The organism is Rathayibacter sp. AY1A7, from assembly GCF_002930845.1.
GTDB lineage: Bacteria > Actinomycetota > Actinomycetes > Actinomycetales > Microbacteriaceae > Rathayibacter.
Genome location: NZ_PSTL01000007.1, coordinates 1 through 24,661, shown reverse-complemented (window position 1 = coordinate 24,661; position 24,661 = coordinate 1). Strand labels below are relative to the sequence as shown.

Sequence of the window (24,661 nt, the reverse complement as noted above, 5' to 3'; positions counted from 1 at the left end):
GAAGAAGGTTTACCGGGCGAGTACCGGGCCACAGGAGATCGACAGCGTTCCGCGAATGGACGCGCCGGATCTCCGCTCCGCCGGGAGTCGACCGCAGGTCGCACCGCGGAGGAGCGCGTGTCGGATAGTCAGTTCCGAGAGTGCAGCTGCAACCGGAGTCCCGCGCCACGAGCGCGACGGGACCGGGGGAGCGGAAGGATTCGCGGCGGGCCGAGGCCCCTCGCACGAGAGAAGCATCCGGGAAGACGACGCGGCGGACGACCCGGCCGAGGAGTGCACCAGGAATGGTGGAAGACAACAGTACGAGCGGATCCGATCGGGACCGCGACGAGCCCCGCAGCGGGGCCAGGAAGATCAGCCGCCTCTTCGGTGGCCGCCGGGCGACCCGGCGGACCGAGTCGAGCGCGCCAGCGACAGGGGAGACGATCATCGACAGCAACGAGACCGACCAGACCGGAGCCGAGGGCGCCGAGCTGCCCGAGACCGGGAGCGCCGCGGAGGCGGCCGAGCCGTCGACGTCGACGGGCGCGGTGTTCTTCAACGCCCTCCCGCAGACTCCGGGCGCCGAGCAGGAGGAGCCGCGACGGCCCGCACTGCCGAGCCCGTCGCTGCTGTTCCAGGCGCCGGTCCTGCCCGACTACGTCGAGCTGGCTCCGCTGCCTCCCCGCGGTGCGCCGCTGGGCGTCCATGAGGAGCGCGAGAGCCCGGCCGAGGAGCAGGGCTCCGTCCGCCGCCGCTCGCGCCGCCGCAGCGGCGAGAGCGAGAGGTCCGGCTCCGACGACCCCGAGAACACCGTCGTCCGGGTCCGCCAGCCGCGCGAGCAGCGCGAGGCCCGCGAGCCCGAGCTCATCACCGAGCCGCAGCGCATCAAGGGCTCGACCCGCCTCGAGGCCAAGAAGCAGCGCCGCCGCGACGGCCGCGACGCCGGCCGGCGCCGCACGGTCGTCACCGAGTCCGAGTTCCTCGCCCGCCGGGAGGCCGTCGACCGCGTCATGGTCGTCCGCTCGAAGGAGGACAGCATCCGCATCGGCGTGCTCGAGGACGGCGTCCTCGCCGAGCACTACGTCGCCCGCTCGCAGGAGGCGTCGCTCATCGGCAACGTCTACCTCGGCCGCGTGCAGAACGTCCTCCCGAGCATGGAGGCCGCCTTCGTCGACATCGGACGCGGGCGCAACGCCGTGCTCTACTCCGGCGAGGTCGACTGGGACGCCGCGAACAACGCCGGCGGCCCCCGCCGGATCGAGCTCGCGCTCAAGCCCGGCGACCGGGTCCTCGTCCAGGTCACGAAGGACCCCGTCGGCCACAAGGGCGCCCGTCTCACGAGCCAGATCTCGCTCCCCGGCCGCTACCTCGTCTACGTGCCCAACGGCTCGATGAACGGCATCTCGCGGAAGCTCCCGGACACCGAGCGCGCCCGCCTGAAGAAGATCCTCAAGGAGGTGCTGCCCGAGAACGTGGGCGTCATCGTCCGGACCGCGGCCGAGGGCGCCACGGAGGAGCAGCTGACCGTCGACGTCGAGCGCCTGACCGCGCAGTGGACGGCTCTCAGCGCGAAGGCCGCGACCGGGCAGGCTCCCGCTCTCCTGCACAGCGAGCCGGACCTGCTGATCAAGATCGTCCGCGACGTCTTCAACGAGGACTTCGAGAAGATGGTCATCGCAGGCGACGACGCCCGCGAGACCATCGAGCTCTACCTCAGCCAGGTCGCCCCCGATCTGCTCGAGCGCGTCGAGGTCTACACGGGTGACAAGGACGCGTTCGACGAGTTCCGCATCACGGAGCAGATCGAGAAGGCGCTGGAGCGCAAGGTCTGGCTGCCCAGCGGCGGCTCGCTCGTGATCGACCGCACCGAGGCGATGACCGTGGTCGACGTCAACACCGGCAAGTTCGTCGGCTCGGGCGGGAACCTCGAGGAGACGGTCACGAAGAACAACCTGGAGGCGGCCGAGGAGATCGTCCGCCAGCTGCGCCTGCGCGACATCGGCGGCATCATCGTCGTCGACTTCATCGACATGGTGCTCGAGTCCAACCGCGACCTCGTGCTCCGCCGCCTGGTCGAGTGCCTGAGCCGCGACCGGACGAAGCACCAGGTCGCCGAGGTCACCTCGCTCGGCCTCGTGCAGATGACCCGCAAGAAGCTGGGCCTGGGCCTGCTCGAGACCTTCAGCGAGAACTGCGAGATCTGCGCCGGACGCGGCGTCATCGTCCACCACGACCCCGTGCTCAAGCACCGGTCGACCGCCGCTCCGCAGCAGGAGCAGCGCCGCCGGGGCAAGGGCGGCGAGCAGCAGCCCGCCGCCTCCGGGCGCTCGAACGGCGGGCAGAACGGGCAGGGCGCGCCGGTGACCAAGCCGGTCAGCACCCACGCCATCACGGACGACGCGAAGAACGCGCTCGCGCAGATCGCCGCCAGCACCATCCACCCCCAGGCCGTGCGCCAGGCGGCGGAGGAGGCGGCCGCGCTGGTCGAGGACGCCGCCGAGACCGTCGAGGCCATGGCGCCGGAGGAGTCCGCCACGGCTCCCGAGGAGCAGCCGTCCGAGCCGAGTCGTCGCGGCGAGCGTCCCGCCCGGGGCGAGCGCCGTCGTCGCAGCCGCGACCGCGAGCCGCGCCAGGAGGCCGCCGAGACGGCGTCCGTCGAGTCGGCTCCCGTCGAGACCCCGGTCGAGAAGGAGATCGAGCCGGCCGCTGCCGCGCCGATCCTCGACATCCCGATCGCGCCGGTCACGCCTCCGCGCCGCGTCCGCAGCGAGGTCGCCGAGCACCTGCTCGACTCCGTGCTCGACGCTCTGCCGGCCCCGAAGCAGCCCGGCCAGGGCCGTGCGAAGAGCCGGCGCGTCACGACGGCCGCGCTCACCGGAGTCGCGGTCATCCCCGAGCAGACCCCGCGCCGCGCCGACCAGTAGCGCGACCCGGTGTCAGGAGGGCCCGGTGCCCGGCGAGAGCCGGCGCCGGGCCCTCTCGGCATCCCGGTCGCGCCCGCGGACGCGGAGCCCGCTCCGCATCAGCCGCTCGACCAGCTCCCGCGCGCCGACGGGGACCGCGCCCGCGGCGACGAGCTCGTCGATCCGCTCCTCGGGCACGTCGTAGTGGTCCAGGTCGAAGCCGCGCTCGGGCACGCCGAGACGGCGCGCGAAGTCGTGGAGCTCCTCGAGCGAGACGTCGCTCACGAGGTGCGCCCACAGCCGGCCGTGCGCCGGCCAGCGCGCGGCGTCGACGAGGATGGCCATTCCCCGATCGTAGGCGGCGCGCCGTCCGTCCACGCGCCTCCTCCTCGACTATCGTGACGGGGTCGCCGGTCGGGTGGACACGGCTTCACAGTCGTGTGCGTTTGACCGTGGAGCGCGGATCCCGTACTCTTGACCGTTGGTGTGGCGCGATCCATGTGCTCACGCAGATTTCCGTTGTCGCTCCGCCCCTCACGGGGCGCGGGCCGCGGTGCCGGTTCCCTCGTGTCGTGAGGAGACGGGTACGAACCGGAAGACCGGGGCTCAGCCCCGTCCCTACAAGCCCCGGACGAGGCCTCCGCTCCGTCCAGACGAGAAACAGGTACGAGAAGTGGTTTACGCAGTTGTGCGCGCCGGCGGTCGGCAGGAGAAGGTCGAGGTCGGCACCATCGTGACGATGGACCGCGTCAAGGCCGACGAGAACGGCACTGTGCAGCTTCCTGCCGTGCTGCTCGTCGACGGTGAGTCGATCACCTCGGACGCGGCGACCCTCGCGGGCGTCACCGTCACCGCCGAGGTGCTCGAGGACCTCCGTGGTCCGAAGATCATCATCCAGAAGTTCAAGAACAAGACCGGTTACAAGAAGCGCCAGGGGCACCGTCAGGACCTCACGCGCGTCAAGGTCACTGGCATCAAGTAGTCCTGCAAAGGAATTGAGCTGCCCTGCGGAGCGAGCCATCGCCCTGCAGGGCAACAGCACGGGGCTGCGGCCCCCCGGTCTCGAGGAGATGAGAAATGGCACACAAGAAGGGCGCGAGCTCCACTCGCAACGGTCGCGACTCGAACGCGCAGCGTCTCGGCGTCAAGCGCTTCGGCGGCCAGGTCGTGAACGCGGGCGAGATCATCGTCCGCCAGCGCGGCACCCACTTCCACCCCGGCGCGAACGTCGGACGCGGTGGCGACGACACCCTGTTCGCCCTCTCGGCGGGCGCTGTCGAGTTCGGCAGCAAGGGCGGCCGCAAGGTCGTCAACATCGTGGCGGCCGCCCAGTAGGGTCGACCTCCTCGGCCGCACAGGCACAGGACGCAAGGGGCGGGCTTCGGCTCGCCCCTTGCGCGTTTACCGGGGCACAGCCCCCCGGCGCCGGCATCCCGGCGCCGCACGCACTCACGGACGGATTCACACCATGGTCACCTTCGTCGACAACGTCACGCTGCATCTGCGTGCCGGCCACGGCGGCAACGGCTGCGTCTCCGTCCGTCGCGAGAAGTTCAAGCCGCTCGCCGGCCCCGACGGCGGCAACGGCGGGCACGGGGGCGACATCGTCCTCGTCGCCGACCCGCAGACGACGACGCTGCTCGCCTACCACCGCCACCCGCACCGCAGCTCCGAGAACGGCGGTCCCGGCATGGGCGACCACCGCGCGGGCGGGAACGGCGAGCTCATGGAGCTCCCCGTCCCGGTCGGCACGGTCGTCAAGTCGCCCGACGGCGACCAGTTGATCGACATGGACGAGCCCGGCCTCCGGTTCGTCATCGCTCCGGGCGGGCAGGGCGGGCTCGGCAACGCCTCGCTCGCCACCACGAAGCGCAAGGCGCCCGGCTTCGCGCTGCTCGGCACGCCGGGCTGGGAGGGCGACGTCGTCCTCGAGCTGAAGACCGTCGCGGACGTCGCGCTCGTCGGGTTCCCCTCGGCGGGCAAGTCGAGCCTCGTCGCGGCGATCTCGGCGGCCAAGCCGAAGATCGCGGACTACCCGTTCACGACCCTCGCGCCCAACCTCGGCGTCGTGCAGGCGGGGGAGTCGCGGTTCACCGTCGCCGACGTGCCCGGTCTCATCGAGGGCGCGAGCGAGGGCAAGGGCCTGGGCCTGGAGTTCCTCCGCCACGTCGAGCGCTGCACCGCGCTCGTCCACGTGCTCGACTGCGCCACGCTCGAGCCCGGCCGCGACCCGCTGACCGACCTCGACATCATCCTCGGGGAGCTGGCGGCGTACCCCGTCGGCGACGGACAGGTGCCGCTGATCGAGCGGCCGCAGCTGATCGCGCTCAACAAGGTCGACGTGCCCGAGGCCCAGGAACTGGCCGACTTCGTCCGGGCCGACCTCGAGGGCCGCGGCTACCGCGTGTTCGAGATCTCGACGGTCAGCCACTCGGGACTCCGCCAGCTGACGTTCGCCCTCGCCGAGATCGTCGAGAAGCACCGCCTCGAGCTCGCCGCCGTGCCGCGGGTGGAGCGCATCACCATCCGCCCCCGCGCCGTGGACGAGAAGGACTTCGAGATCCGCGTCGAGGGCGGCTCGTACGGCAACGTCTACCGGGTCCTGGGCACCAAGCCCGTGCGCTGGGTCGCGCAGACCGACTTCACGAACGACGAGGCCGTCGGCTTCCTCGCCGACCGCCTGGCCAAGCTCGGAGTCGAGAACGGCCTGTTCTCGGCCGGAGCGGTCGCCGGCTCCACCGTCGTCATCGGCCCCGGCGACGGCGTCGTCTTCGACTGGGAGCCGACCCTCACCTCGACGGCCGAGCTCATCACCGCGCCCCGCGGAACGGACCTCCGCCTCGAGGACAACCGGCGCAAGACCCGCAACGAGCGTCGCGAGGACTACTTCGAGCGGATGGACGCCAAGGCCGAGGCCCGCGCGGAGCTCGAGCGCGAGCGCCAGGGCGGCGTCTGGCGCGTCGCCGACGAGGGCGACGGCACGGAGGCCGGCGAGGAGAGCTGACTCCCGCCGCCGGGGTCGTCTGCCTCTACACTGGCCGGATGCCGCAGACGACCCCCGACAGCAGTGCGCTGACCGAGCGGTTCGCCGCTTCCCGCGTCGCGTCGCGCTCCCTCCGCAGTGCGACCACCGACCTCAAGAACCGGGCGCTGCTCGCCATCGCCGACGCGGTGCGCTCGAGCGCCGAGCGCGTCGTCCCGGCGAACGAGCTCGACCTCCAGCGGGGTCGCGAGAGCGGCATGAGCGCGGGCCTGCAGGACCGCCTCCGCCTCGATGCGGCGCGCCTGGGGTCCCTCGCCGACGCCGTCGTCGCGGTCGTCGGGCTCACCGATCCGGTCGGGCAGACGGTGCGGGGATCGAACCTGCCCAACGGCGCCTCCCTCACCCAGGTGCGGGTCCCGTTCGGCGTGGTCGGAGCGATCTACGAGGCGCGCCCGAACGTCACCATCGACATCGCGGCGCTCGCCCTCAAGAGCGGGAACGCCGTGATCCTGCGCGGAGGCTCGGCCGCGGAGAACACGAACCGCGTCCTGGTGGAGCTGCTGCAGGAGGCCGTCGCCTCCGTCGGGCTGCCCGCCGAGCTGGTGCAGACGGTCGACGACCACGGCCGCGAGGGCGCGAAGGCCCTCATGCGAGCGCGCGGCTACGTCGACGTCCTGGTGCCGCGGGGGAGCGCGGGCCTCATCGAGTCGGTCGTGACGGAGTCGACGGTCCCCGTGATCGAGACGGGCGCCGGAGTCGTCCACGTCTTCCTCGACGCCAGTGCCGACGAGCAGTGGGCCGTGGACATCGTCCACAACGCCAAGGTGCAGCGTCCGAGCACCTGCAACGCCCTCGAGACCCTCCTCGTCCACCGCGACGCCGCCGAGCGCCTCCTCCCGCCCGTCCTCGGCCGGCTCGCGGAAGCGGGAGTGACCGTGCACGGCGACGAGCGCGTCGCGGCGCTCTGGCCCGACGCGGTGCCCGCCACCGATGAGGACTGGTCCGCGGAGTACTACTCGCTCGACGTCGCCGTCGCGATCGTCGACGACCTCGACGCCGCGATGGCCCACATCGACCGGTACTCCACCCACCACACCGAGTCGATCGTGACGAACGACCTCCGGAGCGCCGAGCGCTTCCTCGCCGAGGTCGACTCCGCGGTCGTGATGGTCAACGCCTCCACCCGCTTCACCGACGGCGGGGAGTTCGGGTTCGGCGCCGAGGTCGGCATCTCGACGCAGAAGCTGCACGCTCGGGGCCCCATGGGTCTTCCCGAGCTGACCAGCACGAAGTGGCTGCTGCGCGGCGCGGGACAGGTCCGCGCCTAGCGCCCGGACCGGCGATCCGGCGTCGAGCGGCGTCCGGGTAGACTCGTCGGAGCCCCGCCGGGGCGACCACGACCTCCAAGGAGCACTGCATGTCCCTCGCGACGACCGTCCTCGCCGAAGCAGCGGCCCACACGGAGCTGCCGTTCCCCCCGATCGTCTTCGGCCTGATCGCCGCCGTCGCCTTCACGGCCCTCGGCTTCGTCACCTGGAGCTACCGCGACGTGGCGAACCGCCACTCGCACAAGACCGGCGCCGGCTCCCACGACCAGCACGGTCACGGACACTAGGCGGGGAGCCCAGCGATCGTGACGTCCGCCGCGAGCGGAGGCCCGCGGCGTCCGCGCATCGGCGTCATGGGCGGCACCTTCGACCCGATCCACCACGGTCACCTGGTCGCCGCCTCCGAGGTGGCCCAGTCGTTCGACCTGGACGAGGTCGTCTTCGTGCCCACCGGCCAGCCGTGGCACAAGAAGACGGTGACCTCCGCCGAGCACCGGTACCTGATGACGGTGATCGCGACGGCGTCGAACCCGCGCTTCACCGTCAGCCGCGTCGACGTGGACCGGATCGGCACGACCTACACGATCGACACCCTGCGCGACATCCACGCCGCGCACCCCGACGCCGAGCTGTTCTTCATCACCGGCGCGGACGCGGTCGCTCAGATCCTGAGCTGGAAGGACTACGACGAGCTGTGGGAGCTGGCCCACTTCGTCGCCGTCAGCCGGCCGGGGCACGTCCTCAACGTTTCGGGATTGCCGGCCCAGGACGTATCCTTGTTGGAGATTCCGGCACTGGCGATCTCCTCGACCGACTGTCGGAGCCGCGTCAACCGGGGTCATCCGGTCTGGTACCTGGTTCCCGACGGTGTCGTCCAGTACATCTCGAAGCACCACCTGTATCGGAGCACGTCATGACAGTTCAGCCCGAGGAGAAGCCGCTCACCCGGCGCGAGATCCGCGAGCGCGAGAGGCGCGAGGCCGGTGCGGCCACGACCGCCGCCGTTCCGACGACGTCCCGCCGGGCTGCCACCGCGACCGCCACCACCGCCGGCGACATGCCGGTGCTGACCCCCACCCAGGCCCTGCGGATCACCCCCGTCGAGCCGAGCCCCGCGAGCGAGCCCGACCTGCGCACCTCCTCGATGGAGATCGTCGCCACCGAGAACGCCACGGGCCGCCAGCTGACCCGTCGGGAGCTGCGCGCACTGCTGGCGCAGCAGCAGGCGGAGAAGGTCGCCGCCGCCCCGGAGGCGGAGCCGCCCGCCGACGAGGAGCGGTCCGACGACGAGCGCTCAGACGACGTCGAGGGCGCCCTGGAGCGCGCCTCGGCGCTCCCGCCGACCGGGGCGGTCCCCGTGATCGAGGCGGCCGACGAGTCCCGTGATGCGGAGCCGGTGCCCGAGGGTGCAGCGGAGCAGGAGCCGGAGGGCGACGAGGACGTCGTCACCGAGGACGCCCCCGAGGCGTCCGAGGAGGAGGCGGACGAGTCCGCCACCGATGCGACCGCGGACGCCGGCGCGGCCGAGGTGCACGAGGCCGAGATCGAGAGCTCCTCCTCCGACGACGAGACGCCGTCCGCGGACGCCTCCGACGAGCGGGACGCGGACGACGAGCAGCCGACGGCCGGCGAGCAGCCCGAGCAGCCGCATCTGAACACCGCGCTCTTCGCGTCGGTGGGCGGATCCCTCGACATCGCCGACGAGAAGGCCACCGAGATCACCGGGAGCTTCGAGCCGCCGATCGAGCACCTCGCCATCACCGAGGAGCTCGACAGCAAGTCGAAGGAGGAGGTGGACGCCTCGTTCGACTCCCTCATCGCGAGCGGAGTCGCCGCCACCGGTGCCGTCACCACCACCAACGCGCTGATCCTGCCGACCACGGGTCCCGGCGCGACCGTCGGCACGGACACGGGGGAGATCCTCGTCACCGGCTCGTTCGACCTCCCGCGCAGCCTCGGCTCCACGGGCCAGCACCCGAACCTCTACGACTCGCCCGATGTGGACCGCTACGTCGACCGCATCGACCGCGAGCAGCCCGTCGGCGAGTCCGAGCCGGTCCGGGCGTCCAGCGCCGTCTCCACCCACGCCGCCGGCACTTCGATGATCGCGCCGCAGAAGCGCGCGGGCGTGAGCGTCCCGGTGGTCCTCGCGATCACCGCGGCCGTCCTGCTGGTCGGCGCGATCGCGCTGTTCATCGGCGGCTTCGTGCTCAACATCTTCTGATCTCCACCACCGACACTGAAGGCTTCATGACTGCGACCGATTCCGCCCGCGCCCTGCTCCAGCTCGCGGCCACCGCCGCCGACTCCAAGGGCGGTGAGGACCTCGTCGCCCTCGACGTCTCGGGGCCGCTGCCGCTGGTCGACATCTTCCTCCTCGCCACCGGCCGCTCCGAGCGCAACGTGGTCGCGATCGCGAACGAGGTGGAGGACCGCCTGAACGACTCCGGCGCCAAGCTGCTGCGCCGCGAGGGCCGTGCGGAGGGCCGCTGGATCCTCCTCGACTTCGGCGACCTCGTCGTGCACGTCTTCCACGAGGAGGACCGCATGTACTACTCGCTCGAGCGCCTCTGGAAGGACTGCCCGACGGTGCCGTTCACCCTCGAGCAGCCCGTCGCCGTCGACACGTCGACGGCCTCGAACTGACGAACACGCCCGGCGACAGCGCTCGATTTCACTTCACGCGAATCGTGTTGTAGTTTATTCGAGTTGCTTCCGCCGGGCGGAGACAGCGAAAGGCAGTACGAAGCAAGACAGAACAGAACATGGGTCCGTGGCGCAGCTGGTAGCGCACCTGCATGGCATGCAGGGGGTCAGGGGTTCGAATCCCCTCGGATCCACCGAACAGGTCCGCACTCCTTCGGGAGTGCGGACCTTCGTCGTTCCCGGCGTTACAGGGTCTGGCGTCGTCCTGTCCGGCGCCGTCCTGTCCGGCTCAGGCCGGTCAGGCCAGCCAGGACCGTGCCCGTCCGGCCACCGGGTCCCCCTGCTGGTCACGCACGGGTCGGCCCGACCGGCTCCACATGGCCGCCGCATCCGGCGAGGAATCCGGAGAGCTCGCCCCAGGCGTCCTCCCCGATCGTGGTGCCCGGGCGCCGTGCGAGATCGGCCAGAGCGTCCGTCAGCTCGTCGACTCCCGTCACGATCCTCGTCCGTGCCGCTCCCGTGCCCTGCCATCCGGGCGCGTACGTCCTGACGTCGGGGTGGCTGTAGAGCACGGCCGTCTCGAACCACGGCGTGGGCAGACCGTTCAGGGCCAGGTACTCCTTGAGCCTCGCGGCCTGGATCCGGACCTGCCGGGCGGGGACGTGCTGCTCGACATGCGTGCGCACCGTCCACCGCGACACCGTCCCCGGTGCGATCTGAACCGCGAAGGCCTCGGGCAGGGCGTCCTCGTCGAGGAGGACGCCGTAGGAGGGGTGGACAGTACCGGGTCGCACGCCGTCGAAGACGACCCCCTGCCAGTACTTGGCCTCGATGATGAGCGCGCCGTGCCGGGTGAGCAGCAGATGGTCGATCTGCGCGAGGAAGCGGCGCGTCGTGCGCGCGTCGACCGGTACGAAGACGACGTTCGTGGCGAGGACGCCGGACAGCCCCGCCGAGGCGCACGCCTCCCGGATCAGGGTGTGCGAGACGGCCTCGCTCCTCCAGGTCCGCGCGAGGGCGTCACGGGTCTGCTCGGCCTCCTCCTGCGCCGTCTCGAGCTCGGTCCGACTGAGGTCGCGCTCGGCGTCGCGCGCGCCCGTCAATGCCTTCAGCGCCGCCTCGTGGCTCCGGTCGCGCTCGGTGATCGTTCGCTGGTGCTCCTCCGAGGCCTCCTTCGCGGCCTGCTCCGCCGCCGCTCCCGCCGCAGTGCGCCGTCGGCGGCCGACGACGACCGTGATGAGGAGGGCCAGGAGCAGGGCGGCCGCGACGGCCCAGGGCAGGTACTCGTTCATGGTCCCCAGGCAAGCACGGACCACCGACCGTGCGCCGCGACGGCTCCCGATCGCGCCGCTCGGCAGACTGGCCGCAGTGCGCTCGCTCGTGCCCACTCCGGACGTCTTCGTCGGCGTCCGCCTGCGCGCGCGGGCGGAGACCCCGACCCTGCGCCGGCCGATCGCGCGGGCGGAGCCCTACCGCCGCCCGGCGGACGCGATGCGCGACCAGCACGAGGTCCGGCCGACCGGCGTCGAGGGCACGCTGCTGGGCTTCGTCGGCCCGCAGCCGTTCCAGGGGATCAGCGTCGCCGGCCTGCACACGCACGTCGTCGACACCACCGGCGGGATCGGCGGCCACGTGCTCGCCGCCTCCGGAGTCGCGGGCCTGATCGAGATCGAGCGGTACAGCGGCATCACCGTCCGCGTGCCGGAGTCGGACGACCACCTGCGAGCCGACCTCGACGCGGCGGCCGACGCAGACGCCGCGATCCGCGCCGTGGAGACCGACCACCCGCGCTGAGCGGCCCTACCCTGGACGCATGCCCTCACTGCGCGACGTCCATGCCGTCATCGACCGTCTCTGGCCGGAGGCGGCCGCCGAGAGCTGGGACGCGCCCGGCCTGGTCACCGGCGACCCCGACGCCGCGGTGGAGCGGATCCTGCTCACGGTCGACGTGGTCTCCGACACCGTCGCGGAGGCCGTCGACGGCGGATACCAGCTCCTGGTCGCGCACCACCCGCTGCTGCTGCGCGGCGTCACCTCGATCGCCGAGGACGGCTACAAGGGCCGCCTGCTCGCGGACCTCATCCGGGGCGGCTGCGCACTGATCTCGGCCCACACGAACGCCGACATCGTCGCGGACGGGGTCTCGGACGTGATCGCCACCCGCCTCGGCCTGACCGGCGCGACTCCGCTCGTCCCGGGCGCCGACCCGTCGGTCGGGCTCGGCCGAGTGGGCGACCTGCCCGAGGAGGTGACGCTCGGACGCCTGGCCGGAGCCGTGGCCGAGCTCCTGCCGGCCACCGCAGGGGGAGTGCGGGCCGCGGGCGCCTACGAGACGCCCGTGCGCCGCGTGTCGCTCTGCGGGGGAGCGGGGGACTCGCTCCTGGACGCCCCCGCCGTCCGCACGAGCGACGTCTTCATCACCGCCGACCTCCGGCACCACCCGGCCTCCGAGGCGCGCGAGAAGGCCCTGCACGGCACCGGCCCCGCCCTCATCGACGTCTCGCACTGGGCGAGCGAGTGGCTGTGGCTCGACGTCGCCGCGACCGCGCTGCGGGAGGCCCTGCCCACGGTCACCGTCGAGGTGAGCGAGACCCGCACCGACCCGTGGGATTTCGCGATCGTGCACTGACCCGCCGCGGGCACGGGAGAATGGACGCGGCGCGCCCGTACTGCGCGCCGGGAACGAGGACCGCCACGTGAAAGCCAGCCCCGCACACCAGCGCGAACTCCTGACTCTGGCGAGTCTGGACACGAGGGGCGCGCAGCTGCGCCACGCCCTCGCGACGCTCCCGCAGATCGCGCGGATCCAGGCGATGCAGGCCCGCGACAACGAGACCCGCCGCTCCCTCGCCGAGCGCACAGGGCGCCTCGAGGACGTGCGCACCGAGCTCGGGCGCATCGAGTCCGACGTCGGCGTGGTCGAGAAGCGGCTCACCCGCGATCGCGACCGCCTGCAGACCGCCTCCGCGGCCAAGGACATCGCCGCGCTCGAGAGCGAGATCACCTCCCTCGTGAAGCGACGGGGAGACCTCGAGGACATCGAGCTGACCCTGATGGAGCGGATCGAGGGCATCGAGTCCGAGGTCGCCGCGGCTCAGGCCGAGCGCGACGAGGTCGTCGCCTCGCTCGGGACCCTCGCCGAGGAGCGCGACGCGCAGGCCGAGAAGCTCCGCGACAAGCAGGAGGCGCTCGCCCGGGACCGGGCGGACCTGGTGACGACCCTTCCGGAGGACCTGGTCGAGCTGTACGAGAAGCAGCGCGCCCGCTACGGAGTCGGCGCGGCCCTCCTCCGCGGGAAGGTGTCGGAGGGGAGCGGCGTGGCCCTCACCGAGTCGGACCTCTCCTGGATCCGCGCCTCCGCTCCCGACGAGGTCGTCCTCTGCCCCGACAGCGGCTGCATCCTGGTGCGCGGCGAGGAGTCCACCCTCGCCTGAGCCGTACACTGGACGGGCGAATGGGCCGGCAAGACGGTCGCGTCACCGCGGCGAGAGCCGTGGTGCCGAGGAACGTCCGGGCTCCGCAGAGCAGGGCGGTGGGCAACACCCACCCGGGGCGACCCGCGAGACAGTGCCACAGAGAACAGACCGCCGTCGGCTCCGGCCGGCGGTAAGGGTGAAACGGTGGTGTAAGAGACCACCAGGGGCCGGAGTGATCCTGTCCGCTCGGTAAACCTCGCCCGGAGCAAGGTCAGACAGAGGACGATGCGGCTGCTCGTCGGGTCCTCGGGTAGACCGCTGGAGGGTCACGGCGACGTGGCTCCGAGAGAGATGGCCGTCCAGCGCCCGCCGAGAGGCGCGGCGTGAACAGAACCCGGCGTATCAGCCGACCCCTTCGCCACGAGATGCCCCGCCCCGGCGGGGCATCTCGCGTCTCCGCCGGTCGCCGAGCTCGCGCTCCCGCCCGCAGGCAGCGCGACGGCCTGCCGTGGCGGTTCCCGGGTCTCGATACATCCTTGCGCCGCCACTCGACAGGACTGGCGCGGTCCGTCTCTCGCGCTGCCTCCTGCGGACGAAGCGGTGCAGCACGACGTCCGGCAGGCGCCGATCCCGGAGGACGGTCCTGAGACGCCGCTGCGGATCGCCGCCGAGGACCAGGTGCCCCCGCCCCGTCGTGGCTCACCGCGACCGCTGGACCCCGAAGGTCCGATCACGTCCGTGCGCCACGGCGCCACGCACCAGGCGAACCGGCGAAACGCGTGCCGGCGTTTCGCCGTAGCCGTCCGCACCCCGCTCCCCGGAACGCGTCACCTCCCGAGGCCGACCGCGCCTCGGCGGGCGGGGACCGCCGAGGAAAAAGACTCAGCCCCGCCCTGCGAGCGCGGCCGCGCCGAGGATGCCGGCGTTGTTGCGGAGCGCCGCCGGGATGATCGGGGTGCGCAGGTCGAGCAGCGGGAGGAACTCGTCGTGGTGCTTGGAGATGCCGCCGCCGACGATGAAGAGATCGGGCCAGAGCAGCGCCTCGAGGTGGGAGTAGTAGCGCTGCAGGCGCTTCGCCCAGTGCTTGTAGTCGAGGTCGTCGCGCTCCTTGGCGGCGAACGAGGCCTTCTTCTCGTAGTCGCCGCCGTGGATCTCGAGGTGGCCGAGCTCAGCGTTGGGGATGAGGATCCCGTCGTGGATCTGCGCCGTCCCGATGCCGGTGCCGAGGGTGGTCATGATGACCAGGCCCTCCTTGTCCTTCGCCGCTCCGAAGCGCGACTCGGCGTAGCCCGCCGCATCGGCGTCGTTGACGAAGAAGATGTTCCGGCCGATCGCGTCCTCGAACAGCTTCTCGGCCTCGAGGCCGATCCACTCGTCCGACACGTTCGCCGCCGACATCGTCCGTCCGTGGACGACGACGGCGGGGAAGCAGATGCCGACCGGGGTGTCCGAGGGCAGGTCCGGGATCTTCTCGAGGATCTGCTGGACGGTGGCGACGATGTCCTTCGGCGTGCCGCCCGGGGGAGTGGCGAGCTTCATCCGGTCGCTGAGCAGGGTGCCCGCGGCCAGGTCCACCGAGGCCCCCTTGATGCCCGTTCCCCCGATGTCGATCCCGATGGCGGTCGCCGCAGCAGTCATAGCGGCCATGCTAGCGAAGGGCGGGGGTGCGGACCGACGCGGGCTGCGGCGTAGGATCGCGGCATGGCTGACGGCGACGCGAACTCCTGGTGGTACAACCTCAAGGCCGGCACGGTGGAGCAGGGATTCGTGTCCCCCTCCGTCGACCGGGTGGGACCCTTCTCCTCTCGCGAGGAGGCGGAGCACGCCCTCGAGCGGCTGCACGAGAACAGCCGCAAGTGGGCCGAGGAGGACGCCGCCGAGGACCGCTGACCGCGGCTACTCGTAGCTGTGCTCGGCGCCGGGGTAGGCGCCGGACTCCACGTCGTCCCGGTACGCGGTGACCGCTCCGGTGAGCACGCCGCGCAGATCCGCGTACTGCTTCACGAAGCGGGGGATGCGGCCGGTGGTGAATCCGGCGAAATCCGTCCACACGAGCAGCTGTCCGTCGACGTGCGGTCCCGCTCCGACTCCGATCGTCGGGATGCGCAGCTCCTCCGTCACCTGACGTGCCGCGTCCGCGGGCACCATCTCGAGGACGACGGCGAACGCCCCGGCCTCCTGGACGGCTCGCGCGTCGGCGAGCAGCTGCTCGATGCCCTCGCCGCGCCCCTGGACCATGTGGCCGCCGAGCCCGTGCTCGCTCTGCGGCGTGAAGCCGATGTGCGCCATCACGGGGATGCCCGCCTCGACGATGCGCCGGATCTGCTCGGCGGAGCGGACCCCGCCCTCGAGCTTCACCGCGTGCGCGTGCGTCTCCTTCATGAAGCGGAACGCCGTGTGCAGCGCGTCGTCGGCACCCGACTCGTAGGAGCCGAAGGGCATGTCGGCGACGACGAAGGCGCGCTCGACGGCTCCGGCGACGGCACGCGCCAGCGGGATGAGCTCGTCGACGGTGACGGGCAGAGTGGTGTCGTAGCCGAGCACCGTGTTGCCGGCGGAGTCGCCCACGAGGAGGAAGTCGATCCCGGCGTCGTCGAAGATCTTCGCCGTGAGCTGGTCGTAGCTGGTCAGCCCGGTGATGCGGACACCGGAGTCCTTCGCGTTCTGGAAGTGGCGGGTTCGAACGCGTTTCACGGGCTGCGCTGACATGGGCGCCAGTCTACGGCGCGCCTCGGGCGCCCCGCGGGCCCCGGTCGGAGGCAGTAGCCTGAGGGTCGAAACAGGAGGGGTCTGGATGGACAAGCAACGGGACTTCGTTCTTCGCACCATTGAAGAGCGAGGGATCAAATTCGTTCGCCTCTGGTTCACCGACGTCGTCGGCACGCTGAAGTCGGTCGCGATCGCGCCGGCCGAGGTGGAGGGCGCGTTCGCGGAGGGGCTCGGCTTCGACGGCTCCGCTATCGAGGGCCTCACCCGCTCCTTCGAGGCCGACGTCCTCGCGCATCCGGACCCGTCGACCTTCCAGATCCTCCCGTGGCGCGGAGAGATCGACCCGACGGCGCGGATGTTCTGCGACATCACGACGCCCGACGGCCAGCCCGCCGTCGCCGACCCGCGCAACGTGCTCAAGCGCACGCTGGCGAAGGCGGCCGAGCGCGGGTTCACCTTCTACACGCACCCCGAGATCGAGTTCTACCTCCTCAAGTCGTCGTCCTTCGGCGCCGAGGGTCCGGAGCCGGTCGACTCCGCCGGGTACTTCGACAACGTCCCCGGAGGCACGGCGCACGACTTCCGCCGCCGCTCCGTGCGCATGCTGGAGGATCTGGGCATCTCGGTCGAGTTCAGTCACCACGAGGCGGGCCCCGGCCAGAACGAGATCGACCTCCGCTACGCGGACGCGCTCACCACGGCCGACAACATCATGACCTTCCGCACCGTGATCAAGGAGGTGGCGATCGAGCAGGGCGTCTACGCGACGTTCATGCCGAAGCCGCTCTCCGGGCACCCCGGCTCGGGCATGCACACGCATCTCTCGCTCTTCGAGGGCGACGTGAACGTGTTCTACGAGCAGGGCGCCCAGTACCAGCTCTCGAAGCTCGGCCGTCAGTTCATCGCGGGCCTGCTCAAGCACGCCCCCGAGATCACCGCCGTGACGAACCAGTTCGTCAACTCCTACAAGCGGCTCTGGGGCGGCGACGAGGCGCCCAGCTACGTCTCGTGGGGCCACAACAACCGGTCCGCCCTCGTGCGCGTTCCGCTCTACAAGCCCAACAAGGGGCAGTCGTCGCGCATCGAGTACCGGGCGCTGGACTCCGCGGCGAACCCCTACCTGGCGTACTCGCTGCTCCTGGCGGCCGGGCTCAAGGGCATCGAGGAGGGCTACGAGCTCCCGGCCGAGGCCGAGGACAACGTGTGGGCCCTCTCGGACGCGGAGCGCCGGGCGCTCGGCTACGGCGCTCTGCCCGCCAGCCTCGACCGCGCCATCTCGCTGATGGAGGAGTCCGAGCTCGTGGCCGAGACGCTGGGCGAGCAGGTGTTCAACTTCGTGCTGCTCAACAAGCGGAAGGATTGGGCCGAGTACCGCGCCCAGGTCACGCCGTACGAGCTGCGCAGCAATCTCGAGATGCTCTGACGCCTCGGCCATGCCCCGCGAACGCTCCCTCCGCGATGTCGCACGCCTCGGCTTCGCCGCGCTCGGCGAGACCGGGGCACGGCTGGCCGAGGCGGAGGAGCTGGCCGGGCGGCAGCTCGAGTCGGTGCTGCCCTCCTTCGCCCGGGTGGCGGACCCGGACGAGGCGCTGCTCGCTCTGATCGACCTGCTGCGGCGGCACCGCGACCGGATGGACGCGGTCCTCGCCGACGACGAGGCCCTGACCCGGCTGCTTCTGGTGGTGGGGGCCTCCTCCGGCCTCGCCGACTTCCTCCAGCGCCGGCCCGACGAGCTGGCCAGCGTGCTCGAGCCGGTGCGCACGCTCCCCGGGCGCGCCGAGATGAAGGCCGAGCTGCTCGAGTCGGTCGGCGCCGTCGACGGCTTCTCGTCGCTCCGGGAGGAGGCGGGCTGGACGGCGCTGCGCGTGCGGTACCGCCGCCTCCTCACCAGGATCGTCGTCCACGACCTGAGCCAAGCCGACCCCGTCGCGGCGATCGACCGGGTGACGAGGGCGCTGGCCGACCTCGCCGGAGCCGCGCTGGAGGCGTCCCTCGCCGTGGCGCGGACCGAGCTGGTCGAGGGCACGGGCCCGGGCCGCTTCGGCCGGGACGAGGTCGCCGCCACCCGCTTCGCCGTCATCGGCATGGGCAAGGCGGGAGCGTCCGAGCTCAACTACGTCAGCGACGTCGACGTGATCTTCGTCGCCGAGGGCGACCCGGAGAAGGAGCTGACGAACGCCCGTGCGATCGACGTCGCCACCCGGCTCGCCGTGCTCCTCATGCGCGGGACCTCTGCGCTGGCGATGGAGCCGGAACTCTGGGAGGTCGACCCGAACCTGCGCCCGGAGGGCAAGCAGGGCGCGCTCGTGCGCACCCTCGAGTCGCACATCACCTACTACGACCGGTGGGCGAAGAGCTGGGAGTTCCAGGCGCTGCTCAAGGCGCGCCCGCTCGCCGGCGACCAGGAGCTGGGGCGGGCGTACGTCGACGCGGTCGCGCCCAAGGTCTGGTCGAGCGCCTCCCGCGAGAACTTCGTCGAGTCGGTGCAGCGGATGCGGGAGCGGGTCACCGAGAACATCCCGCAGAACGACGTCCACTACCAGATCAAGCTCGGGCCCGGCGGACTGCGCGACATCGAGTTCACGGTGCAGCTGCTCCAGCTCGTCCACGGGCAGACCGACGACGAGATCCGCATGCCCGGGACCCTCCTCGCCCTGGGCGCCCTCGCCGACCGCGGGTACATCGGCCGCTCCGCCGCCGAGGAGTTCGCGCAGGACTACCGGGCACTCCGGCTGCTCGAGCACCGCCTCCAGCTGCGGCGCCTTCGGCGTACGCACCTGATGCCGCGGGACGAGCACGAGCTGCGGACCCTCGCCCGCTCCAGCGGGCTCGCCCGTACGGCGGAGGAGCTGCTGAGCGTCTGGAACGGGATCAAGCACCGCGTCCGGGGCCTGCACGAGCGCCTGTTCTACCGTCCGCTGCTCTCCGCGGTCGCCGCGCTCTCCGACGGCGGCGCCGAGCTGTCCACCGGCCAGGCAGAGGCGCGCCTCGCCGCCATCGGCTTCGCGGACGCCCGCGGGGCGCTCGGCCACATCGCCGCGATGACCTCGGGCGTCTCGCGCCGCGCGAGCATCCAGCGCCACCTCGTGCCGGTGATGCTGCAGTGGTTCGCCGACGGACCGGACCCCGACTACGGCCTGCTCGCGTTCCGGCGCCTCAGCGACGCACTGGGCGGGACGCCCTGGTTCCTCCGGATGCTGCGCGACTCGTCCGGAGCCGCCAAACGGCTCACCACGGTGCTCTCCGGATCGCGCTTCGTCGGCGAGCTGCTCGACCGCATCCCGGAGTCGGCGGCCTGGCTCGAGGACGACGACGCCCTCCGCCCCCGCAGCGCCGCCCAGCTCGCCGAGGAGGTGCGCGCCGTGCTCGCCCGGCACGAGACGCCCGACGCAGTCGCCTCGGTCCTCCGCTCGATGCGCCGGCGCGAGGTGCTGCGGACCGCCATGGGGGGCGTGCTCGGTCTCAGCTCGATCGAGGAGATCGCGACCAGCCTCACCGACATCATCAGCGCACTGCTGGGCGGCGTGCTCGCCGCCATCCGGCGCGGCAGTGCGACCCGGCCCGGCGCCGACGCGGAGTTCGCGATCATCGGCATGGGCCGGTACGGAGGGGCGGAGCTGGGCTTCGGCTCCGACGCCGACGTGATGTACGTCCAGCGACCCGGCACCGCCGAGCCGCACCAGGCCCAGCTCTACTCGCAGTTCGTCGTCGCCGAGCTGGTCCGGCTCACGGAGGACTCCCGCCTGCCGCTCGACCTCGACGCCGACCTGCGGCCCGAGGGCAAGAACGGGCCCCTCGTGCGCTCCCTCGACTCCTACCGCGCCTACTACGCCCGCTGGTCGCTGACCTGGGAGGCGCAGGCGCTGCTCCGGGCGCGGGGAGTGGCGGGGGACCAGGCGCTCATCGAGGACTTCGAGGAGCTGGCTGACGGGGTCCGCTACCCGGGAGCGGTCTCCGACCGCGACATCCGCGAGGTGAAGCGGATCAAGGCACGGGTCGAGAGCGAGCGTCTGCCGCAGGGCGCCGACCCCCGCCGTCACCTCAAGCTCGGCCGTGGATCGCTGAGCGACGTCGAGTGGCTGGTGCAGCTCCTCCAGCTGCAGCACGCGCGGCGGACCCCGGCGCTCCGGACGACCTCGACCCTCACCGCCCTCGCGGTCGCGGAGGAGGAGGGCATGATCGGCCCGCAGGACGCGGATCGGCTGCGCGCCGCGTGGATCCTCGCGTCCCGTGTCCGCTCGGGCACCACGCTCTGGGGCAACCGCACCAGCGACGTCCTCCCGACCGACCGCCGGCAGCTCGAGGGCGTCGCGCGCCTGCTCGAGTATCCGGCCGGGTCCGCGACGGCACTCGAGGACGACTACCTCGGCGTGACCCGCCGCTCCCGCGCGGTCTTCGAGCGCCTGTTCTACGGGCCGGCCGCGGGAGACGCTCCCTCCTACCGCTGACGCCCGCGCGCCGGGGACGGCGAAGGGCCGCCCCTCCGAGGAGGAACGGCCCTTCGGCAGTGCTGCGGGATCAGACCCCGTAGTACAGCTCGAACTTTCCGCCAGTGATTGGCGGTGATGGTGGGCGGTCGGGATCGGCGTCATTCCGGCGATCTAGTGATAGCCGATGATTGGCGCTGAGGGCGAAGAATTGGGACTCCTGCGGACTCGCTGCGGACTGAGGGAGCGATGCAGGTCCATCACCCGAACGGCTAGAACGCTACGTCGCGAATGTCTCGCTCAGGCGGCGGGAACTGCCGATTGAACGCCTCGTCGTCGGCCGGCACCGCTCGATCGATGGCGCCCGGGTCATGCGGGAACGCTGCCTGGAACTGCCCGTCATCTCTGAGTTGCCCGGTCGCCGCCGCGATCCATACGTAGTCGTCGTGGGCGAGGAAGAACCTGGGATGCTCGGTGGGTTCCGCCTCCACGAAGGTGACCGCCGCGGGACCGAAGCCACGGGCGGCCGTGACTGCGACGACGGCGCTCGAGCTCATCGGCTCTCGGTCTAGGTTCTGGCCGAGTTCTGATCGCACGTCCTCCGGCAGCCGAGGCCACCAGCTCGCAATGTCGCGTCGCATCTCTGCTGTCATGTCGCTCACCTTATGGCTACAGCCATCCGGTCGGGACGCGATGATTGCCTTTCTCCCGCTTCAGGCGCCCCGAGCGTCCTGCAGTGACCGGACGGCGTGAAGGGCCGAGAGCGGCTTCGTCACTGGCTCCTGGTGGCCTCTGCGAGGATGGCAGGAAGAGCGACGGCAAGGGGACAGTGTGGGGAACGTCTACATCTACGCGGACGAGACGGGCAATCTCGACTACGGCACTAAGTCCGGTGCGTCCGCCTACTTCGGATTTGGCACCGCCGTCTTCCGGTCCGACCACCCTGAGGCGCTCTGGGGTGGGCTTTCCCTGCGCGCTTCCCTGGCAGCGGGCCAGGGCGGACGTCCCGGCGTGCCTCTTCCGAAGGGGTTCCATGCAGTGCAGGACTCCTGGGCTACGAGGACCGCGATGTTCCAGGCCGTCAAGATGCAGCAGCCCCGCTTCGACAGCACGTTCCTCGCGAAGGCCAACGCGTACGACACCGTGCGATCTCGCGGCGAGATGTACCTCTACAAGATGGCCTGGTTCCTGCACTTCAAGTACATCGCCCAGCAGGTGTCTAACCGAGGCGACACGTTGGTCGTGGTTGTTGCGACGCTGGGGACCAACGCGCGGCAGCGCGAGGCAGAAGCTGCGCTCCGAGACGTTTGCGCGCAGGTAGATCGCAAGTTCGTCCTCTGCGTGTGGGACGCGAGTACATCTTGGGGTCTTCAGGTGGCCGACTACGGGCTGTGGGCTGTTCAGCGCCACGTCGAGGGCCGTTCAGGCACGTGGTACCAGGAGTACGTCGAGCCTTCGTGCCGCGGGACGTTCTTCCCCTGGGGAAGAGCGTCGTAAGAGGGCGGCCAGCTATCCCTTCGGGGAAATGCCCCCTCCGGGAAGACGTCCCCTGGATGTCTTCTCGCTGACCTGGCTTCAGTGTACGGGTGAACCACCAATGGTTGATACCCCACGCCGCCAGTGAACGGGCATCTCGCGATCTGAACTAATGCCGGCCCGGAAGGGTGCGAAGGCGCCGCGTTCGGCCCGGAGCGACTCGGTCACCGGCTCCTAGGCCAGGTCTCGAGGTGCTGAATGCCCAACCACGTCTCAATCGAGTAGCTGTCGGGGCTCGAGCCGTCGCCCCGGGCGTCTCGGACAGCGGTCTCGGCAGCCTCGCGGGTCGTGAAGATACCGACGACGGCGGGCGCGGACGCCCAGAGGCGGGTCACGGTGACGAGGTGATGCTCGCTGGTGGTCATGCGTCCAGGGTGACGCGACATCGCGACGGTCGGAGCGCCGGGCGCGAAACGGACCGCGGTGGCGCGCCTGTCGGCCCTCTTGCACCCTGTGGGGCTCCTTGGGTCCGGGAGTGCTTAGGCGGCGTGAAAGACCGTCACCGGGTCGGTCACCGGCTCCTGGCGTGCGTTGTAGTTCATGGCGCCCGGACGGCACGGGTTCGCGACGATCTTGCGGCGCAGCCAATCCGTCAGGACGTCCTCGTCGATCTCCACACGGTGCGTGCCGAGCCGGCGATGGGGCATCCCCTCGCGCAGCCAGTTCTGAACCGTCGTCCGGGTCCGCTTCACCCGCCGAGCAGCTCCACGGACCGAGTACGCGGTCACGCTGCACGCTCCCCGAACCGCGATGCCCGCTGGTTCATGATCTTCGTTCGCAGCCACAGCGTCAGGTCGTCCTCCCGGATCCGCACGTCGTACTCCGAGAGGCGCTCGTGCGGGAGACCCTCACGGAGCCACCGCTGGACCGTGACGCGATCGCGCTTGATGCGCCTCGCCGCCTGCCGGACGTTGAACACAGAAGAAGCCTCGACCATGCAGTCATTCTGCACGATCGAGGCCCCCCTCTGAAGGACTGCTACCCAGTAGGACCCTACCAGCGGCCCCGCGACGTGTCCTGGTCCCGGCGCTCGTTGCTGCTGCCGATCCGCCGGTCGGAGACATCCGCCATCCGCGCCTCGTGGTACTCAGCAGTCCAAGGGTTCTGCACGTAGATCGCGGGCGGAGTGGCCGACTGCTGCGCGAGCTGCATCTGCAGTGACGCGGCCAGGTGCCGGTTGAGGAGTCCTGTGTCGACCACGGACTCTGCGCGGCCGGCTTCGGCGACGCGGACCAAGGTGCCGCCTTCGCGGGGGTTGATCGTGGCGCCGTCGGCGAGCTCCGGGATGCCCGGGATCGAGATGTCGAGGCCGATCGCGGAGAGGCCGGAGAGTGCCGTGTTGATGCCGCTGATGCCCGTGTTCACGAAGCTGATGGCGGAGTTCACGAAGTCCCGCACGTTCGCCATCCCGTCGCCGACCATGCCGGCGAAGCCGTCGACGATGTCGCGGACGGTCTGCCCGAACTGCTGGCCGGCGTCGAAGGCGAATTGCATGAAGTCCCCGAACGGCCCGTCGACGGACTTGATGAAGCCCTGCAGATCGTTGAACGCGGTCGGGTCGCCGAGGACCTTCAGGAGCGCCGTCCACAGGCCGATCCCGAACTCGACAACGTCGAGGAGGAAGTCGAGGACTGGCTTCAGCTCGGAGACCGCGCGGATGACGTCGACGATCACGGGGACCGCGGCGATGAACAGGTCGACGAGCTTGGGCAGGAGCTCCGAGATGAGCGGCAGGAGGGCGGGAACGAGATCGCGGAGGATCTGCTCCAGCGCCGGACCGAGGACCGGGAGGAGGCGCTCGAGCTCCGTCAGGATCGTCGTGAACAGCGGCGCAAAAAGGGTGAGCACCTCGCCCAGCAGCGGACCGACGTTAGAGGCGAGCTCGCCGCCGAAGGATAGGAACGAGCCGAGGGCCTCCGCAACAGCGGGGAGCGCGGGGCCGATGCCGTCGATGCCGGCCAGCAGACCGTCGAAGAACTCCGTCAGGCCGGTCGTGAAGACAGGGGCCGAGAGCGCTTCAGCGACTTCCGAGAACAGTCCGCCGATGCCGGCGCCAACGCCGCCCATAATGTCGGCGAGGATCGGCGCGAGGACGCCGAAGAAGGACCCGATCGGGCCGAGGGCCGTCGCGAGACCGGTGGCACCCTCTGCCGCACCGCCGAACAAGGTGCTCAGCGCCTCCTGAGCGCCCGAGGATGCGACGGCCTCCGCGATACCCGCGAGGCCGCTTGCGAGGGTCGCCAGGCCGCCGCCACCGGCTGCCTGCGCGGCGTCAGCGATCGAGGAGATGATCGACCCGGCCGAGAACAGGACCGAGCCGAGCTCCTGCGCGGCCGTGATGCCGCCGTCGATCCAGCCTTTCAGACTCCCGTCCTCGGCGGCCGCGCCGACGAACTCGCCGAAGCGGGTGGTGAGATCCGAGATCCACTGCGCGAGCTGCGGGAGGTAGTCAGAGCCGACGAGGCCCAGATCCACGAGGGCCGAGGTGAAAGCTCCCGTGCCGCCCGAGGCGATCGCGATGCTCTCGTTCAGCCGCCCGAACAGCTGCTCAAGGGCTGCGCCAGAGAGGGAGGACTGGAAGCCCTCCGCGAGCGAGGCGGTCCAGGATCCGAGAGCCGAGGCGGTGCCTTCGAGGCCGTCCCGGATGCCGGGGAAGATCGAGTCGGAGAGCTCGCGGAGAGGCTGCGCGGCCTGGTCCCAGAACCCGTCGCCGATGACGTCGCCGAGGCCC

General features: G+C 71.2%; 25 protein-coding genes, 1 tRNA gene and 1 other RNA gene. 18 read left to right on the top strand and 9 right to left on the bottom strand.

Going from position 1 to position 24,661, the window contains the following annotated elements; translation table 11 throughout:
• Positions 1 to 284: 284 nt before the first annotated feature.
• On the top strand, positions 285 to 2,906 hold the full coding sequence (locus C5B95_RS07585; RefSeq protein ID WP_104348870.1) for an Rne/Rng family ribonuclease: 2,622 nt from the start codon (positions 285 to 287) through the stop codon (positions 2,904 to 2,906).
• 12 nt (positions 2,907 to 2,918) lie between these two features.
• Here the strand turns inward: C5B95_RS07585 and C5B95_RS07580 are convergent, their stop codons facing one another.
• Positions 2,919 to 3,230, bottom strand: coding sequence for a DUF4031 domain-containing protein (locus C5B95_RS07580; RefSeq protein WP_104348869.1), 312 nt, complete (start codon positions 3,228 to 3,230; stop codon positions 2,919 to 2,921).
• Positions 3,231 to 3,558: 328 nt separating this feature from the next.
• On the opposite strand from C5B95_RS07580, the gene rplU reads away from it, so the two are divergent.
• From rplU to C5B95_RS07535, 9 genes are all read left to right on the top strand, one after another.
• Positions 3,559 to 3,867: a 50S ribosomal protein L21 gene (rplU, locus tag C5B95_RS07575; protein WP_104223682.1), complete on the top strand. Its 309-nt coding sequence runs from the start codon at positions 3,559 to 3,561 to the stop codon at positions 3,865 to 3,867.
• Between the two features lie 95 nt (positions 3,868 to 3,962).
• Positions 3,963 to 4,220 (top strand): 50S ribosomal protein L27, encoded by a 258-nt coding sequence (rpmA, locus tag C5B95_RS07570; protein ID WP_068209107.1) that lies wholly within the window; start codon positions 3,963 to 3,965, stop codon positions 4,218 to 4,220.
• Between the two features lie 133 nt (positions 4,221 to 4,353).
• Positions 4,354 to 5,889, top strand: coding sequence for a GTPase ObgE (gene obgE / locus C5B95_RS07565; RefSeq protein ID WP_104223681.1), 1,536 nt, complete (start codon positions 4,354 to 4,356; stop codon positions 5,887 to 5,889).
• 38 nt (positions 5,890 to 5,927) lie between these two features.
• On the top strand, positions 5,928 to 7,196 hold the full coding sequence (locus C5B95_RS07560; protein WP_104348868.1) for a glutamate-5-semialdehyde dehydrogenase: 1,269 nt from the start codon (positions 5,928 to 5,930) through the stop codon (positions 7,194 to 7,196).
• 89 nt (positions 7,197 to 7,285) lie between these two features.
• Positions 7,286 to 7,483 (top strand): hypothetical protein, encoded by a 198-nt coding sequence (locus C5B95_RS07555; protein ID WP_104223679.1) that lies wholly within the window; start codon positions 7,286 to 7,288, stop codon positions 7,481 to 7,483.
• An 18-nt stretch (positions 7,484 to 7,501) separates the two neighbouring features.
• A complete protein-coding gene (gene nadD / locus C5B95_RS07550; RefSeq protein WP_104223678.1) occupies positions 7,502 to 8,113 on the top strand; it encodes a nicotinate-nucleotide adenylyltransferase in 612 nt (203 codons plus the stop codon).
• Positions 8,110 to 9,420 (top strand): hypothetical protein, encoded by a 1,311-nt coding sequence (locus C5B95_RS07545; RefSeq protein ID WP_104348867.1) that lies wholly within the window; start codon positions 8,110 to 8,112, stop codon positions 9,418 to 9,420. The genes nadD and C5B95_RS07545 overlap by 4 nt, the downstream gene beginning before the upstream one ends.
• Before the next feature lie 26 nt (positions 9,421 to 9,446).
• The gene (gene rsfS, locus C5B95_RS07540; RefSeq protein ID WP_104348866.1) at positions 9,447 to 9,842 is read left to right on the top strand and encodes a ribosome silencing factor; all 396 of its coding nucleotides are present in this window, start codon (positions 9,447 to 9,449) and stop codon (positions 9,840 to 9,842) included.
• A 121-nt stretch (positions 9,843 to 9,963) separates the two neighbouring features.
• Positions 9,964 to 10,036: transfer RNA gene (locus C5B95_RS07535), tRNA-Ala, on the top strand.
• A gap of 153 nt (positions 10,037 to 10,189) precedes the next feature.
• On the opposite strand, the gene C5B95_RS07530 is transcribed toward C5B95_RS07535, so the two are convergent.
• The gene (locus C5B95_RS07530) at positions 10,190 to 11,134 is read right to left on the bottom strand and encodes a nuclease-related domain-containing protein (protein ID WP_104348865.1); all 945 of its coding nucleotides are present in this window, start codon (positions 11,132 to 11,134) and stop codon (positions 10,190 to 10,192) included.
• A 76-nt stretch (positions 11,135 to 11,210) separates the two neighbouring features.
• On the opposite strand from C5B95_RS07530, the gene C5B95_RS17445 reads away from it, so the two are divergent.
• From C5B95_RS17445 to rnpB, 4 genes are all read left to right on the top strand, one after another.
• The gene (locus tag C5B95_RS17445; RefSeq protein WP_181068029.1) at positions 11,211 to 11,636 is read left to right on the top strand and encodes an acetolactate decarboxylase; all 426 of its coding nucleotides are present in this window, start codon (positions 11,211 to 11,213) and stop codon (positions 11,634 to 11,636) included.
• Positions 11,637 to 11,655: 19 nt separating this feature from the next.
• A complete protein-coding gene (locus C5B95_RS07520; RefSeq protein ID WP_104223674.1) occupies positions 11,656 to 12,471 on the top strand; it encodes a Nif3-like dinuclear metal center hexameric protein in 816 nt (271 codons plus the stop codon).
• Between the two features lie 67 nt (positions 12,472 to 12,538).
• Positions 12,539 to 13,276: a zinc ribbon domain-containing protein gene (locus C5B95_RS07515; RefSeq protein WP_104239181.1), complete on the top strand. Its 738-nt coding sequence runs from the start codon at positions 12,539 to 12,541 to the stop codon at positions 13,274 to 13,276.
• A 21-nt stretch (positions 13,277 to 13,297) separates the two neighbouring features.
• Positions 13,298 to 13,676: RNase P RNA component class A (gene rnpB / locus C5B95_RS07510), an RNA gene on the top strand.
• A 464-nt stretch (positions 13,677 to 14,140) separates the two neighbouring features.
• On the opposite strand, the gene ppgK is transcribed toward rnpB, so the two are convergent.
• Positions 14,141 to 14,896 (bottom strand): polyphosphate--glucose phosphotransferase, encoded by a 756-nt coding sequence (gene ppgK / locus C5B95_RS07505; protein ID WP_104239180.1) that lies wholly within the window; start codon positions 14,894 to 14,896, stop codon positions 14,141 to 14,143.
• A 63-nt stretch (positions 14,897 to 14,959) separates the two neighbouring features.
• Between ppgK and C5B95_RS07500 the strand changes: the two genes are divergently transcribed.
• Positions 14,960 to 15,148: an SPOR domain-containing protein gene (locus C5B95_RS07500; protein ID WP_104223671.1), complete on the top strand. Its 189-nt coding sequence runs from the start codon at positions 14,960 to 14,962 to the stop codon at positions 15,146 to 15,148.
• 6 nt (positions 15,149 to 15,154) lie between these two features.
• On the opposite strand, the gene panB is transcribed toward C5B95_RS07500, so the two are convergent.
• Positions 15,155 to 15,967: a 3-methyl-2-oxobutanoate hydroxymethyltransferase gene (gene panB / locus C5B95_RS07495; protein ID WP_104226711.1), complete on the bottom strand. Its 813-nt coding sequence runs from the start codon at positions 15,965 to 15,967 to the stop codon at positions 15,155 to 15,157.
• A gap of 85 nt (positions 15,968 to 16,052) precedes the next feature.
• Between panB and C5B95_RS07490 the strand changes: the two genes are divergently transcribed.
• Both C5B95_RS07490 and C5B95_RS07485 read left to right on the top strand, forming a co-directional pair.
• Positions 16,053 to 17,390, top strand: a complete 1,338-nt coding sequence (locus tag C5B95_RS07490; RefSeq protein ID WP_068253236.1) for a glutamine synthetase family protein — start codon at positions 16,053 to 16,055, stop codon at positions 17,388 to 17,390.
• A 10-nt stretch (positions 17,391 to 17,400) separates the two neighbouring features.
• Positions 17,401 to 20,415 carry a bifunctional [glutamine synthetase] adenylyltransferase/[glutamine synthetase]-adenylyl-L-tyrosine phosphorylase gene (locus C5B95_RS07485; protein ID WP_104335685.1) on the top strand — a complete coding sequence of 1,005 codons (3,015 nt, stop codon included), beginning with the start codon at positions 17,401 to 17,403 and terminating at the stop codon, positions 20,413 to 20,415.
• 251 nt (positions 20,416 to 20,666) lie between these two features.
• On the opposite strand, the gene C5B95_RS07480 is transcribed toward C5B95_RS07485, so the two are convergent.
• Positions 20,667 to 21,047 (bottom strand): hypothetical protein, encoded by a 381-nt coding sequence (locus C5B95_RS07480; protein WP_146076540.1) that lies wholly within the window; start codon positions 21,045 to 21,047, stop codon positions 20,667 to 20,669.
• A 178-nt stretch (positions 21,048 to 21,225) separates the two neighbouring features.
• Here C5B95_RS07480 and C5B95_RS07475 point away from each other — a divergent pair, with 178 nt between their 5' ends.
• Positions 21,226 to 21,891: a DUF3800 domain-containing protein gene (locus tag C5B95_RS07475; protein ID WP_104348863.1), complete on the top strand. Its 666-nt coding sequence runs from the start codon at positions 21,226 to 21,228 to the stop codon at positions 21,889 to 21,891.
• Positions 21,892 to 22,094: 203 nt separating this feature from the next.
• Here C5B95_RS07475 and C5B95_RS07470 read toward each other — a convergent pair whose 3' ends face one another.
• From C5B95_RS07470 to C5B95_RS17440, 4 genes are all read right to left on the bottom strand, one after another.
• Positions 22,095 to 22,295, bottom strand: a complete 201-nt coding sequence (locus tag C5B95_RS07470; RefSeq protein ID WP_104348862.1) for a hypothetical protein — start codon at positions 22,293 to 22,295, stop codon at positions 22,095 to 22,097.
• Between the two features lie 114 nt (positions 22,296 to 22,409).
• Entirely contained in the window at positions 22,410 to 22,658 is a 249-nt protein-coding gene (locus tag C5B95_RS07465) for a hypothetical protein (RefSeq protein WP_181068028.1), read from the bottom strand.
• On the bottom strand, positions 22,655 to 22,867 hold the full coding sequence (locus C5B95_RS07460) for a hypothetical protein (protein ID WP_104348860.1): 213 nt from the start codon (positions 22,865 to 22,867) through the stop codon (positions 22,655 to 22,657). The genes C5B95_RS07465 and C5B95_RS07460 overlap by 4 nt, the downstream gene beginning before the upstream one ends.
• Before the next feature lie 56 nt (positions 22,868 to 22,923).
• The coding region (locus C5B95_RS17440) for a hypothetical protein (RefSeq protein ID WP_219813831.1) at positions 22,924 to 24,661 on the bottom strand (1,738 nt) is incomplete at its 5' end.

Excerpts from the sequence above, each read along its gene's own strand:
- C5B95_RS07490 (WP_068253236.1), top strand. The coding sequence starts at position 16,053 with ATGGACAAGCAACGGGACTTCGTTCTTCGCACCATTGAAGAGCGAGGG.
- C5B95_RS07560 (WP_104348868.1), top strand. The coding sequence starts at position 5,928 with ATGCCGCAGACGACCCCCGACAGCAGTGCGCTGACCGAGCGGTTCGCC.
- panB (WP_104226711.1), bottom strand. The coding sequence starts at position 15,967 with ATGTCAGCGCAGCCCGTGAAACGCGTTCGAACCCGCCACTTCCAGAAC.
- C5B95_RS07480 (WP_146076540.1), bottom strand. The coding sequence starts at position 21,047 with ATGACAGCAGAGATGCGACGCGACATTGCGAGCTGGTGGCCTCGGCTG.
- ppgK (WP_104239180.1), bottom strand. The coding sequence starts at position 14,896 with ATGACTGCTGCGGCGACCGCCATCGGGATCGACATCGGGGGAACGGGC.
- C5B95_RS07530 (WP_104348865.1), bottom strand. The coding sequence starts at position 11,134 with ATGAACGAGTACCTGCCCTGGGCCGTCGCGGCCGCCCTGCTCCTGGCC.
- C5B95_RS07460 (WP_104348860.1), bottom strand. The coding sequence starts at position 22,867 with ATGGTCGAGGCTTCTTCTGTGTTCAACGTCCGGCAGGCGGCGAGGCGC.
- C5B95_RS07545 (WP_104348867.1), top strand. The coding sequence starts at position 8,110 with ATGACAGTTCAGCCCGAGGAGAAGCCGCTCACCCGGCGCGAGATCCGC.
- C5B95_RS07500 (WP_104223671.1), top strand. The coding sequence starts at position 14,960 with ATGGCTGACGGCGACGCGAACTCCTGGTGGTACAACCTCAAGGCCGGC.
- rpmA (WP_068209107.1), top strand. The coding sequence starts at position 3,963 with ATGGCACACAAGAAGGGCGCGAGCTCCACTCGCAACGGTCGCGACTCG.
- C5B95_RS07470 (WP_104348862.1), bottom strand. The coding sequence starts at position 22,295 with ATGACCACCAGCGAGCATCACCTCGTCACCGTGACCCGCCTCTGGGCG.
- obgE (WP_104223681.1), top strand. The coding sequence starts at position 4,354 with ATGGTCACCTTCGTCGACAACGTCACGCTGCATCTGCGTGCCGGCCAC.
- C5B95_RS07555 (WP_104223679.1), top strand. The coding sequence starts at position 7,286 with ATGTCCCTCGCGACGACCGTCCTCGCCGAAGCAGCGGCCCACACGGAG.
- rsfS (WP_104348866.1), top strand. The coding sequence starts at position 9,447 with ATGACTGCGACCGATTCCGCCCGCGCCCTGCTCCAGCTCGCGGCCACC.
- C5B95_RS07580 (WP_104348869.1), bottom strand. The coding sequence starts at position 3,230 with ATGGCCATCCTCGTCGACGCCGCGCGCTGGCCGGCGCACGGCCGGCTG.
- C5B95_RS07485 (WP_104335685.1), top strand. The coding sequence starts at position 17,401 with ATGCCCCGCGAACGCTCCCTCCGCGATGTCGCACGCCTCGGCTTCGCC.
- C5B95_RS07520 (WP_104223674.1), top strand. The coding sequence starts at position 11,656 with ATGCCCTCACTGCGCGACGTCCATGCCGTCATCGACCGTCTCTGGCCG.
- C5B95_RS07585 (WP_104348870.1), top strand. The coding sequence starts at position 285 with ATGGTGGAAGACAACAGTACGAGCGGATCCGATCGGGACCGCGACGAG.